Source organism: Rhizobium sp. 05L419, assembly GCF_056397845.1.
This window is the reverse complement of record NZ_JBFTOF010000039.1, coordinates 22,589-36,018: the sequence shown is the minus strand read 5'-3', so window position 1 is coordinate 36,018 and position 13,430 is coordinate 22,589. Positions and strand designations below refer to the sequence as shown.

Genomic DNA, 13,430 nt, shown 5'->3' with positions numbered 1-13,430 from the left:
CTTGCCGTCATCATCGTCGGTGACGATCCGGCAAGCCATGCCTATGTGAGTTCCAAGAGCAAGATGGCGAAGGAATGCGGCTTCAAATCCGTCCAGCAGACGCTGCCGGTCGAAACCAAGCAGGAAGAGCTGGCGGCCCTGGTGGCGGCCTTCAATGCAGATCCGTCGATCCACGGTATTCTCGTCCAGCTGCCGCTGCCGAAGCACCTGCACTSTGAGCCGATCATCCAGTCGATCCTGCCCGAAAAGGATGTCGATGGCCTCCACGTGGTCAACGCCGGCAAGCTGGCGACGGGCGACCTGGAAACGGGGCTGGTCTCCTGCACGCCGTSCGGCGCCATGGTTTTCGTGCGCCGCACGCATGGCGAGGACCTGTCGGGGCTGAATGCCGTCGTCGTCGGCCGCTCCAATCTCTTCGGAAAGCCGATGGCGCAGCTTCTCTTGAATGCCAACGCAACGGTCACCRTCGCCCATTCCCGCACCAGGGATTTGCCGGGGGTTTGCCGCAACGCCGATATTCTGGTGGCTGCCGTCGGTCGCCCGGAAATGGTGAAGGCAGACTGGCTGAARCCTGGGGCGACGGTCATCGATGTCGGGATCAACCGCATTCCGGCGCCGGAAAAGGGTGAAGGAAAGACACGTCTGGTCGGCGATGTCGCCTTTTTGGAAGCGGCYGGTGTCGCCGACGTGATTACGCCGGTTCCGGGCGGTGTCGGACCGATGACCATCGCCATGCTGATGGCCAATACCGTGATTGCCGCGCACAGGTCAGCGGGTCAGACACCGCCGATGTTCTGAAAAACGTGGTGCCGGGTCGGTGGAAAATTGACCTCGTCCCGCTTGCCACATGCAAAAACGGGATTATAGTCAAGAAACAAATATTCCATACAGTAAAACAAAGGGAACGGAATATGACTGTCACATGGCGTTTTTCAGCTCTTGCAGACCGGCACCGTGCGCTGGGTTCGAAACTGGAAGACTGGAGCGGAATGGGAACCGCTTGGACGTACGACAAGGATATCTATGAAGAGCATATCGCCGTAAGGACCAAGGCCGGCCTCATGGATGTGTCGGGGCTGAAGAAGGTTCACCTGGTCGGTCCGCATGCGATCACCGTGCTGGATTACATCACCACCCGCGACATGAGCAAGCTCTATCCCGGCAAGTCCGTCTATGCCTGCATGCTGAACGATCGCGGTCACTTCACGGATGACTGTATCGTCTACCGCACAGGTCCGAATTCCTGGATGCTGGTGCACGGCTCGGGCTCGGGGCACGAGGAGATCGTGAAGCAGGCGGCGGGGCGCAATTGCGCTGTTCTCTTTGATGACGACCTGCATGATCTTTCGCTCCAGGGTCCGCTGGCCGTCGACTATCTTGCCAGGCACGTCCCCGGCATTCGCGACCTGAAATACTTCCATCACATGCAGACAATGCTGTTTGGCGTTCCGGTGATGATCTCGCGCACCGGCTATACAGGCGAGCGCGGCTACGAGATCTTCGTACGTGGGCAGGATGCACCTCTGGTTTGGGACCGCATCGTCGAGGAAGGCAAGGAGATGGGCATTATTCCCGTCTGCTTCAGTGTTCTCGATATGCTTCGGGTCGAGAGCTACCTGCTCTTTTACCCCTACGATAATTCGCAGATGTATCCGTTTGCTGACCAGCCACCGGGTGACAGTCTGTGGGAGCTTGGCCTGGCCTTTACCGTCAGTCCGGGAAAGACCGGTTTCCGTGGGGCAGAGGAGCATGCACGCCTGAAGGGCAAGGAGAGGTTCAAGATCTTTGGCCTTCTCGTTGATGCGGAAGGACCAACCGAGCTCGGCGACGAGGTGTGGGCCGACGGCAGGAAGGTTGGTGTCATCACGTGCCCAAGCTATTCGAAACTGACGAACCGCTCCATGGCAATCGCGCGCCTGGAAGTGGACAAGGCAGTGCAGGGCGTCCCGCTTGAAGTGCGGGGCAAGTCGGTGACTGCCAAAGCCATTGCTCACACGATCACGTTTGACGATCCGGAGAAGAAGAAGAGAACGGCGGTCGGCTGAGGAAACTGGCCATGCTTGTCGAAGGTATCAAGAGCCGCCCGGTCTATGCGGGCATCAAAATCGATCCGTTTGCACGCCGGCACATATTCGCTCTGGAAGGGGAAGGCGCCCGCGCATTTCTGGAGCAGGCACCGGCGCTTGACGTTGCATTGCTCGGTAAATGCGACGTTCTCTATGTCGCTGCGGGGTCAAAAGGACACGATCACGATCTGTCCCTTCAAGCGCTGAAGCCGCACGCATTCTGGCAAGGGCCAACCGTTGAAACGCTGCTCTTTCGGCTGAAAGCTCAGCTGGCCTCAGCGACGATGAGCACGCGCCTCTACGTTGCAGGGCGCGAGGGATTCATTGGTCAATGCATGCAGATCGCCCTTGATCTTGGTATGGACTTCCATTCGATTCCTACCGAGCATCGAGGGTCACTTGCCCGCCGCGTTCAGTGCGTTCACTGCAAAGGCACCACGGACAACGTCATCGTCAGCCCCTTCAGGTGCAGCCACTGCGGTCTCAGTCTGCTGGTGCGCGACCATTATTCCCGCCGTCTTGCCGCATTCCAGGGCGTCAACATTGATGCTGAGGAACCCGGCACGGCGCCACCATCTGAGGAGCTGTTCTCATGAGCAGAGGTTCCGCAATCCCGGTCCGCGTCAGCAAGATCGACCGCGTCGCCAATGACATTAAGCGCTTTCGATTCGAGCGCATGGACGGTCAACCCCTGCCGGTTTTCTCGGCCGGCGCGCATGTTATCGTATTCCTGCGCGATGGCGGCGTTGTTCGTCGCAATCCCTATTCCCTGATGTCGCCGCCGCATTACAATTCTGCCTACGAAATTTCGGTGCTTCGTGTGGCCGATTCGCGCGGCGGGTCACGATTTTTGCACGACAACGTCGCCGAAGGCGATGAACTTGCGATCAGCCAGCCTGTCAATCTCTTCCATGCCGATCAGCGTGGCCGAAAGCACATCCTCTTTGCAGGCGGAATCGGCATCACGCCGTTCCTCGCGATGATGGCACAGTTTGATCGCGACAACGTTGCGTTCGAACTTCACTACGGACTTCGTTCAAGAGAGCACGGCGCCTACTGGAAGGAACTGACCGAGCGATATGGTGCGCACCGCATCAAGCTCTATTTCAACTCCGACGATCAGGTCATTCCCGCTGCTTCGGTTCTGGAAAACCAGCCGCTCGGCACGCACGCCTATGTATGCGGCCCAGAGGGGATGATGAACTTCCTTCTCAAGACCGCAAAGGAATCCGGCTGGCCCAAGGAAAACATCCATTCGGAACGGTTCCTTGCGCCGATACCGGGCAAGCCCTTCGATGTGGAACTGGTGCGCTCGGGCGCCGTCGTACATGTCGATGACCATCAAAGCATCCTGGAAGCGATCGAGGCGGCGGGCATCGAGCCTCCATATTTGTGCCGTGGCGGTGCGTGCGGGCAATGTGAGACGGTTGTCCTCGGTTGCAACGGCGCGCTGTCCCATCACGATGTCTACCTGTCGGAGGACGAAAAAGCCTCCGGCCGGAAAATAATGATCTGCGTATCGCGCTTCGAAGGGGCGAAACTCTCCCTTGATCTCTAATCACGCCGAGGAGCCGACCTATGGCAATCGTGTTTAAGCAAGAAACATTCCGCGACGATTTTACCTACAAGAACAGTCCCGACAATATTCGCCGTTTTCCCTTTCCGTTTGATCGCGACGAGTACATGTACTCCGTCAACATGGAACCCCATGTCCACGGCCAGAAGGGAACGATCTACGAGAGCCTGATCGATGTCGACGAACATTACGTTGCCGAGATGCACGATCGCGCGCTGGTCCTGAGGGAAGATCCGCTGCGCTGTCAGGCCTTGCCGCACATGATGACAGCGCAATGGGATGTCCTGGAGCTGTTGATGGAAGAGCAGGCGGCCGGCTACCCGGAGCATTTCACCCTTACCAAGGATGGCGATCAGTGGCGCTGGATCAACCGGCCGCTCGGCATCGATGATACGTTCACGTTCGGAGACCGGTCCACACTTGCCTACGAGCCGATGGAGTATATGACCCGTCAGGCCCAGGGTGATTTCTGCATCGTCGATCAGCGCAATGACAATCTCTGGATGGATGCAGGGATGGTGACGACACAGGCCGACTGGTCACTCGATTTCGATATTGGGATGAACTTTATGGAGTGGCACGGTCCGGTCCCGCTTGCCCATCAGATCGGCATATTCGACCGGGCTCTCAAGTTCCTCCTCAACCTCCAGCTCGGCAAGCCGACGCGGCGCTTCAATTGGACAATGACCATCAATCCCCGGCTGGATACGAGCCCTGAGAAGTTTCACATATGGGGGCCGGACCGGACAACCGTTACACCTCAGAACGTCGGCGGCAAAGTGCATCTGCGTGTCGAACTGCAGACGCTGTGGCGCCTTCCCCGTTCCAACGCAATCCTCTTTGTCATTCGTTGCTATCTGATCAGCATGGACGAGCTTGTGACGGTTCCCAAATGGGCGCGCAGGTTTCACCGCGTTCTTCAGACGCTCCCGGCGGAGCTTGTCGATTACAAAGGGCTGACGCGATATCGCGACGACACGATCAACTGGCTTTCCCGGTTTGACGACGGCGCGCCAACGAGCCCGGGAATATTTCCGGATTGAACGGCTCTGCAGGGCAAAAAACACCAGGCTCATAACGACGCTTAAAAAGGGGAATGCTATATGACACGAGTTGCCGTCATCGGTGCCGGGCCCTCGGGCCTTGCTCAGTTACGTGCGTTTCAATCCGCCGCGCAGAAGGGCGCGGAGATTCCAGAGATTGTCTGCTATGAAAAGCAGTCGGACTGGGGCGGCCTGTGGAATTATACGTGGCGCACAGGGCTTGACGAATATGGCGAGCCGGTTCACGGAAGCATGTACCGCTACCTCTGGTCGAATGGACCCAAGGAGTGCCTCGAATTTGCCGACTATTCCTTCGAGGAGCACTTCGGTAAGCCGATAGCCTCTTACCCGCCCCGCGCCGTTCTCTGGGACTATATCAAGGGCCGCGTCGACAAGGCGGATGTGCGCCATTGGGTGCGCTTCAATACACCCGTTCGCATGGTTCGTTTCGACGATGTAACGAAGAAATTCACCGTGACCGCGCACAACAGGGTGGAAGATCGGATGTACGACGAGGAATTCGACTATGTCGTCGTTGCAAGCGGCCACTTCTCGACACCGAACGTGCCCTATTTCGAGGGGGTAAAGACGTTTAATGGGCGCGTATTGCACGCTCATGATTTCAGAGATGCCCTGGAGTTCAAGGGCAAAGACATCCTCCTCGTGGGACGCAGCTATTCTGCCGAGGATATCGGTTCGCAATGCTGGAAGTACGGCGCAAAATCGGTCACCACGAGCTATCGCTCCAAGCCGATGGGTTTCAAGTGGCCGGAGAATTTCGAAGAACGCCCGCTTCTCGTCAGGCTCGAGAACCGCACGGCGCATTTCCTCGATGGATCGAAAAAAGACGTTGACGCACTGATCCTGTGCACCGGCTATCAGCATCATTTCCCCTTCCTGCCGGACGAGCTCCGACTGAAGACGGCAAACCGGCTCTGGGCAGACAGCCTGTACAAGGGCGTGATCTTTGACCGCAACCCGCAACTCTTCTACATCGGCATGCAGGACCAGTTCTACACCTTCAACATGTTCGACGTTCAGGCATGGTGGGCCCGCGACGTGATGATGGGCCGCATCCAACTGCCACCCGAAGACGAGCTGAAGGCGAATTTTGACAGGTGGCGCGCCCGCGAGGAGACGCTGGAAGATGCCGAGCAGATGATCTGGTATCAGGGAGATTATGTGAAGGAACTGCTTGCCGAAACCGACTATCCGAACTTTGACATAGAGGGCACCAACAAGACATTCATGGAGTGGGAGCACCACAAGGCGGAAAATGTCATGGGGTTTCGTGATCACGCCTACCGATCACTGATGACGGGCAATATGTCACCCAAGCATCACACGCCCTGGGTCGAGGCACTCGATGATTCCATGGAGGAATACCTGCGCAACTGAGCTTGCCGCGGGCAAGGAACCGGAAGGGTCGACGCAAGCGGCCCTTACCTTGCCTTGGAGTGAGACGAAACGATTTTTCAAACACCTCTCTCATTGAACGTGAACGTCATGGATTTCCAAACAAGCATTCTTGGTCGAATGAGCGGTTTCCTCTATCGCTGCCGTGCCGACGAAAATTATACGATGCTGGAGATGACCGACGGAATCGAGCGCGTGTTCGGTTACCGTGCCGACGAGATTGTCGGCAACAGCAAGCGCACCTTCACATCCATCATGTGCGAGGAAGACATCCCGCTGATGGATGGGGTGGTTGCGCTTGCGCTCAATCAGCGCAGCGATTGGACCATGGAATACCGGATTCGCCACAGCGAAGGCCATTTCATCTGGGTAACGGAAACCGGAGGTGGCGTCTGGGATGACAAAGGCGAGCTGCTCTATCTCGAGGGAAGCATCATCAACATTGAATCGCTCTACCAACGCATCGATGAGCAGACCGCCGACATGCGCGTTACCGCTTCAAAGACAAACGAGATCCTGCAGTCTCTGCGTTACCTGAAGCTTTTGGCCGTCAACGCCGGCATAGAAGCTGCGCGCGCGGGTACGGCTGGCTCTGGATTTGCCGTCCTTGCCGCAGAGATGCGCACGCTTGCCAACTCCTCGGAGGAGGCTGCGCGGGCCATCTCCAACGCCCAGCGCAGGGCGGATTGACCGATCACGTCCGAGGCCGGGTCTTTTGCGGATCGTAGTGCGAAAGCGGCACGATGACAGCCGGCAGGCGTTTCTGCTGACCGTCGAGCTTGCCGATCTCAAGTTCGGTACCGGCTGCTGCGTGTGTAACGTCAATACGAGCAAGGGCGATGGTCTTGCCAAGGATCGGCGAGCGCGTTGCGCTGGTGATGACGCCCACCTGGGCACGACCGAGGTGCACACAATCTCCATGGCCGACAGCTTCGCCTGAGTGTACATCCAGCCCGACCATGAGATGGCGCGGGTTTTGCTTGCGGCCAATGAGGGCGTCGCGACCGATGAAGTCGTCGGCTTTCGATTTCAGCGGCACGGTAAATCCGATGCCCGCCTCGAAGGGATCGGTCTGATCGTTGAATTCATGATGGGCGAAGATCAGCCCCGCTTCGATGCGCACCATGTCCAGCGCCTCCAGGCCCATTGGCTTGAGCCCATGCTGTTGGCCGGCCTCCCACACCGCGTCGAATACGGTCAGTGCGTCCTTTGGGTGGCAGAAGATTTCGTAGCCAAGCTCACCTGTATAGCCTGTGCGGGACACGACGACGGGCGTGCCATCAAAACCGCCGATGCGGCCAACCGTGAAGCGGAACCACTCGAGTTCGCCGATCGTCGGCTGGCGTGGCGCGGTCCAAATCATGTCCTTGAGAATGTCACGGCTTCGGGGACCCTGCAGCGCGATATTGTGCATCTGATCGGTCGAAGAACGGACCCAGGCCTTGAAGCCTTTCTTCTGCGCCTGCTCACGCAGCCAGACACCACTCAGATCATCGCCGCCGATCCATCGAAAATTCCTGTCGCCGAGCCGGAACAGGGTGCCATCATCGATCATGCCACCGTGTTCGTAGCACATGGCCGAATAGACCACCTGCCCGGTGGAGAGCTTTCGCACGTCGCGCGTCAAGCAATACTGAAGCAATTCCTCGGCGTCGGGACCTGTCACTTCGAATTTGCGCAGCGGCGAAAGATCGATGACGACGGCCCTTTCCCGGCACGCCCAATACTCTTCCACCGGACCCTCGGACGAAAAGCGGTTCGGCAACCAATAGCCGCGGTACTCGGCATAGTCCCGGGTCAATGCCGAGAGGCGGGGATGGAACGCCGTTTCGCGCGTGAGTTCTACGTCGGCATCAGGTGTCATGCGATAAGCCACCGCTCTTGAGAATTTTTCTTTACCGGAGAAGGTCCGGATGTGGATATCCGTCGGGTCCCAGCCATTCGCCGCATCTATATCGTCGGGGCATGAGGAGGAAACGCAGACAAGATCCGTCAGCGCCCGCATCAGCACATAATCGCCGGGCCGTGACCACGGTTCGTCGAGATAGAGCTGGTTGTTGTGGTCTATGCTCGTGTTGTAGAAATAGTTCAGCGCTTCCCAGCCCTTGCGAGGCGCGATACCGTAGGGTGCCAACGCGGCATTGAAATTGTCCGTGCAGTTGACATGGCCGGGATAGCCCATGTCGTCATAGTAGCGTGCGTTGCAGGCCGTCGCAAAGGCATCGTGCCGACCTACCGTATCCTGGACGATTTCCACCAGAGGTTCGAAGTCGCGATCGAAGGCCTTTGATGGCAGGCCAGGGATCGGATAACTGCGACTAAGCAATGTGCGGGTGACTGTCGAGTCCAGCCCAAGATCAAGTCCCTTGTCGACCTTTCGGGCGCAGAAGGCCTGGAAGTCGGTACATTGCCTGCCAAAGACGTCAACGATCTGGATGTACTCGCCGGCTCTTACGAAATAGGCAGATGCCGTCGCGGCCTTTATGCGAATGTCTTGAAGGGGATCGGCAATGGGTTCGGGAAGGGCGGACAAATAGTCGCGGCTGAACTGGCTGCGCTTTATCCTGATCTCGATCGGGGTTGCCGTATCCTGGGCGTCCGGTTGCATGGCGCTCGCCGGCGCGGCGGCGATCAACAGTCCCTTTAGCATGATGGGGATCTCTGCCTGGCTGCCCGGTGTCGAGGTCTCTCCAAAGAGGCGTAGAACTCCAGCTTGCGATAGATCGGCACCGCGTCGCTGAAGGGCCGCACGTGTTCGCCTCGCGCTGTCGTCGTCGGCCGAAAGAACGGTCTTCAGCCCTTCTGCTGCGTTGGTAAAGGATGCGCCCAACCCTGCTGCCCGAAACTTCGCGTGTTCGTCAATGAAGGAAAGCTCGCAAGGCTGACCGCCTTCCAGATCGGTGACGGTCACGCGGTCACCCGGTTCGACGCGCACCACCAGCGAACCGCCGCCCTTTACCCGGTAACGCTCGGTGCCTGGTGGCAGCGCGGAAATGCCAGGGTAGCGCACGACGCTTGCAGATACAGGTCGCACCACGCTGTTGATCGGACTGAACTCCCGCATGATGCCCTCGCTCCTATGCTCGAATACGAGCCTACAAACTGGCAAAAAAAAGTAAAGCAAGATTGACTGCAAAGAAAAATAATTCACTATGCATAAACACTGGAGGACCGGCCGGTTCGTGCGGGAACACGGGCAGGAGGTCGGATACCCCCAGTGAAGCATGCCATGGGAGGCACACTGTAGGGAGACGTACAAAGAGACGTCCGATACGAAATATTTTGGGGAACTTCACCAATGACAGATGTAGTGGACGCCGGAATCACATCCGGCACTGAAGGCAAGCTTATCCGTGCCCTGGACTGGAAGGGCGCTTTCTGGGTAGCGGCGGGCGTACCGCCGCTTGTACTTTTCTCAATCGGCGGCATTGCCGGTACAACGGGCAAGCTCGCCTTCGTCGTCTGGATCATTTCGATGATCATGGGCTTTCTGCAATCCTTTACCTACGCGGAAATTGCCGGCATGTTCGGCAATAAATCCGGCGGCGCGTCGGTCTATGGCGCGACGGCTTGGCTGCGCTACTCAAAGTTCATCGCGCCGCTGTCTGTTTGGTGCAACTGGTTTGCATGGTCACCGGTGCTTTCGCTCGGGTGCGCAATTGCTGCCGGTTACATTCTCAATGCCTTCTTTCCGATCCCGGCGGCAGACTCACAGGCTGTTCTCGATTGGATCAGTGCGCATGCCGCATCGGTCACTGCCGACAGTCCTCGTGTGGCCGAATACATTGCCGCGCATGCCGGTACGGCACCGGCAGACGCCGTCAAGGCGTTGCTCGGCGCCGACGGTGTCGCGGCCCTGACCCCTGCGGTCCGAAGCTGGTCGCTCGTCAGCTTCAGCATTCCCTTCCTCGCAACCGCCAACATCAATGCCACATTCTTCATCGGCGGCGTCCTGATGCTGATTATCTTTGCGATCCAGCATCGCGGTATCTCCGAGACGGCAAGCGTCCAGAAATGGCTGGCGATTATCGTTCTGGTGCCGCTGCTCCTGATCGGCGTCTATCCGCTCGTCAGCGGGCAGATCAACTGGGCAAACGTAACGGGCCTGGTACCGCCGACAGCTGCCTACGCCGGGGCCGATGGCACATGGAGCAATGGCGGTTGGACGCTGTTCCTTGGAGGCCTATATATCGCAGCATGGTCAACCTACGGCTTCGAAACGGCAGTTTGCTATACGCGTGAACTCAAGAACCCGAAGACGGACACGTTCAAGGCGATTTTCTATTCTGGTCTTGTTTGCTGCCTGTTCTTCTTCCTCGTGCCGTTCGCCTTTCAAGGTGTTCTTGGTCACGCAGGAATGCTGGCGCCGGGCATTGTGGATGGTACGGGCGTTGCCGAAGCGCTTGGGGGCCTGATCGGCGCCGGCCGGATTATCACGCAGCTGCTCGTTATTCTGATGATCCTGGCGCTCTTCCTGGCCATCATGACGGCGATGGCAGGCTCTTCTCGCACGCTCTATCAGGGATCAAAAGATGGCTGGCTGCCCAAATATCTCGATCACACCAACGAAAATGGTGCGCCGACCAGGGCAATGTGGACAGACTTCGCCTTCAACCTCTTTCTTCTGGCGATTGCGTCGGACGCCGGCGGATACTTCTTTGTCCTGGCTGTATCAAACGTCGGATACATCATCTTCAACTTCCTCAATCTGAATTCCGGCTGGATACATCGCATGGATTCCGGTCACATCGAGCGCCCTTGGAAAGCACCGACCTGGCTCATTGGTGTCAATACCGCCTTGGCTTTCGTAAACGCACTCTTCCTCGGAGCAGGCGCGAAAGTCTGGGGATATTCCAATGCTCTTTGGGTCGGGTTCATTTTTGCAGCCCTGATCCTACCGGTATTTGCCTATCGTCACTACGTACGCGATGGCGGCAAATTTCCTGTCGGTGCAATGGAGGACCTTGGTCTCATCGGACAAGATCTTGGCAAGAAGAACGCGGGTATACTGCCGTATCTGGCTCTTCTCGCCGGTTTGGCTATCGTCCTGATTGCCAACTACGTGTTCCAGCTGCCCTCCTAAGTTTGCAACATCGATCACATCGTGCGTGGCGTCGATCTGATATCGGCGCCACGCACGATATGGGTCACTCCGATTTCAGATTTCTTCCGCCGTGAACCCTATTCTCGTCGCCGCCGACAATCAGCGATCAACCCGGGCTGGGCGCAGAGAGCGGGCGCGAGCTCACCCAGCGACTTCGCCGGGAGGATCGCACTTTCGATTCGTTCAATGTGGCCTCGGTGTCGTCTGCATGATGCGTCTCATCTTCGCAATGTCCGGCAAAGCACAGAAGGAGGAGTTGCCGAACCATTTTTCCTGTTTAAATCCACAAATTAGATAAGGATTATCGCCTGTTTCGTCGGCGCTCTGCTAGATTCCCCTCATTGATGGGGAAATCCACGTATGCTCGATAAGACTTCGCAGGTCGCATTGACCACTGTGCCGGCACGTCCGACAGAATGGCCAACCGTTATTCTTGCCATCGTCATCTATGGCGGATTCCTGGCTCTCACCTGGTGGTGGCAATCATTGCCACTGTTCGTCCTTTGCATCCTGGGCGGCTGGCTGATCGCCTGGCAAGGATCACTCCAGCACGAAGTGATGCACAATCACCCGACCGGCAATCGGCGGATCAACGATGCGTTCGGATCTGTTCCGCTGTCGCTCTGGCTGCCGTATCCGATCTACAAGACAAGCCATCTTGAGCATCACCGCGACGAGTTCCTCACGGATCCGATCGAGGATCCGGAATCCTCGTACTTCACCAAGTCTGCCTGGGAGCGCCTCGGCGTTTTCGGTCGCCTTCTCGCGCGGTGGAATACGACGCTGCTTGGCCGGCTGATCATCGGCCCCGCGGTGATGATTTTGAGCCTTCTGGCTCAGGAGTGTCGAATGCTCGCTTCGAACGAGCCGGGGCGGCGGCGGATATGGGCCTGGCACGGCCTCGGCGTTCTGGCGGTTCTCGTCTGGGTCACGATCATCTGCGGTATGCCGCTGTGGCTCTATCTCTTCGGCTTCGTCTATGTTGGTGCTGCAATGACGCGCTTGAGGTCCTTTGCCGAGCATCGATACGCCGAAAGCCACGAGGAGCGCACGGCGATTGTCGAAAACAGCACGCTCTTCGGCCTACTGTTTCTCTACAACAATCTGCATGTCCTCCATCATCGCAAGCCCGGCATATCATGGTACCGCTTGCCATCGGTCTACCGCCAGCATCGCGAAACGCTCGTGCGCTCGAATGGAKGGTTGGTCTACAATGGCTATTGGGATATTGCCCGCCGCTTCCTGTTGAAACCACACGACAATCCAACCCATCCCCACCATTGACACTGCGCCGGCGAACGTCGCGCGCAGTGACTTTTGCCACCTGTAAGCTTCTGTTTCGCAATGTGAAAGAGTTTGAGATGCGTCTCGCGAGCCTTGCCATGTACGTCAGTCCGCAGCCGCTTGCAGCGGCGACAATCGCCCTTTGGGCCTTCTTGCGCGACGTTTTGCGGGAGGAGGGGGTCGCCGGCGTTCCGGAGGCATTGAACGAGGGGGTGCGCTACAACGATGCCTGGGTGCATCCTGACTTGCTGCTCGCCCAGACCTGTGGCTATCCCTATGTGAAGCATCTTAGAAGCAAGGTTCGACTGGTTGCAACGCCTGTCTATTCGCACCCAGGCTGCGATGGGCCAAACAAATGCAGCTTCATCGTTGTGCGCAAGAACTCCCAAGCCCGCTCTCTGGAAGACTTGCGCGGGGGGACGGCAGCCATCAACGAGCCGGGCAGCAATTCTGGCGTCAACCTTTTGCGTGCAACCATCGCGCCGATTGCCGGAGGCGGCCAGTTCTTTTCCTCAGTGATCGAAACCGGCGGTCACGGAGCCAGCATCGATGCGGTGTCAACTGGCGAGGCCAATGTTGCAGCGATCGACTGCGTCACCTATGGCAACACGCTGCGCTTCGATCCCGATCGGCTCTCGGGCGTGCGCGTGCTTGCCGAAACAGTGAAAGGCCCCGGACTGCCTTTCATCACACGGGCGAGCGCTTCCGACGAGGAGGTCGCAGCGCTGCGGCGCGCACTCGACAAAGCGATTGCCGATCCGCAGCTTGCGTCGGTGCGGGACACCTTATCGCTCCGGGGCTTTGCGGTTCTGTCCGACGCCGACTACGAGCCTCTGGCGGAGCTGGAGCGGGAGGCGCATCGCCAGCACTACCCTGTCATTGCCTGAGACGTCGCCAGTGGGGCGGCGGTCACAACGCCATCGCGCCGGAGCGGCACTCGT

At 58.1% G+C, this 13,430-nt stretch carries 11 protein-coding genes; 10 read left to right on the top strand and 1 reads right to left on the bottom strand.

Annotated elements, in window-relative coordinates; all coding sequences use genetic code 11:
* The 7 genes from folD to AC1DMK_RS28950 all read left to right on the top strand — a co-directional run.
* Nucleotides 1-798, top strand: a 798-nt coding sequence (folD, locus tag AC1DMK_RS28980) for a bifunctional methylenetetrahydrofolate dehydrogenase/methenyltetrahydrofolate cyclohydrolase FolD (protein ID WP_477863761.1), incomplete at its 5' end; no start/stop codon positions are given.
* 113 nt (nt 799-911) lie between these two features.
* Nucleotides 912-2,045, top strand: coding sequence for an aminomethyl transferase family protein (locus tag AC1DMK_RS28975; protein ID WP_477863760.1), 1,134 nt, complete (start codon nt 912-914; stop codon nt 2,043-2,045).
* Nucleotides 2,046-2,056: 11 nt separating this feature from the next.
* Entirely contained in the window at nt 2,057-2,662 is a 606-nt protein-coding gene (locus AC1DMK_RS28970; protein ID WP_037067782.1) for a dimethylamine monooxygenase subunit DmmA family protein, read from the top strand.
* Complete coding sequence (locus tag AC1DMK_RS28965) at nt 2,659-3,624, top strand: PDR/VanB family oxidoreductase (RefSeq protein ID WP_477863759.1); 966 nt, start codon at nt 2,659-2,661, stop codon at nt 3,622-3,624. The genes AC1DMK_RS28970 and AC1DMK_RS28965 overlap by 4 nt, the downstream gene beginning before the upstream one ends.
* 20 nt (nt 3,625-3,644) lie before the next feature.
* On the top strand, nt 3,645-4,685 hold the full coding sequence (locus AC1DMK_RS28960) for a heme-dependent oxidative N-demethylase family protein (protein WP_037067784.1): 1,041 nt from the start codon (nt 3,645-3,647) through the stop codon (nt 4,683-4,685).
* 60 nt (nt 4,686-4,745) lie between these two features.
* Entirely contained in the window at nt 4,746-6,083 is a 1,338-nt protein-coding gene (locus tag AC1DMK_RS28955; RefSeq protein ID WP_037067785.1) for a flavin-containing monooxygenase, read from the top strand.
* 108 nt (nt 6,084-6,191) lie between these two features.
* Nucleotides 6,192-6,791, top strand: coding sequence for a PAS domain-containing protein (locus AC1DMK_RS28950; RefSeq protein ID WP_037067786.1), 600 nt, complete (start codon nt 6,192-6,194; stop codon nt 6,789-6,791).
* Between the two features lie 4 nt (nt 6,792-6,795).
* Here the strand turns inward: AC1DMK_RS28950 and AC1DMK_RS28945 are convergent, their stop codons facing one another.
* Nucleotides 6,796-9,165, bottom strand: coding sequence for a DUF1989 domain-containing protein (locus AC1DMK_RS28945; RefSeq protein WP_477863758.1), 2,370 nt, complete (start codon nt 9,163-9,165; stop codon nt 6,796-6,798).
* A gap of 234 nt (nt 9,166-9,399) precedes the next feature.
* Here AC1DMK_RS28945 and AC1DMK_RS28940 point away from each other — a divergent pair, with 234 nt between their 5' ends.
* From AC1DMK_RS28940 to AC1DMK_RS28930, 3 genes are all read left to right on the top strand, one after another.
* Entirely contained in the window at nt 9,400-11,184 is a 1,785-nt protein-coding gene (locus tag AC1DMK_RS28940; protein WP_477863757.1) for an APC family permease, read from the top strand.
* A gap of 381 nt (nt 11,185-11,565) precedes the next feature.
* Nucleotides 11,566-12,489 carry a fatty acid desaturase gene (locus AC1DMK_RS28935; RefSeq protein WP_477863756.1) on the top strand — a complete coding sequence of 308 codons (924 nt, stop codon included), beginning with the start codon at nt 11,566-11,568 and terminating at the stop codon, nt 12,487-12,489.
* Nucleotides 12,490-12,566: 77 nt separating this feature from the next.
* On the top strand, nt 12,567-13,376 hold the full coding sequence (locus tag AC1DMK_RS28930) for a phosphate/phosphite/phosphonate ABC transporter substrate-binding protein (RefSeq protein ID WP_477863755.1): 810 nt from the start codon (nt 12,567-12,569) through the stop codon (nt 13,374-13,376).
* Nucleotides 13,377-13,430 lie beyond the last annotated feature (54 nt).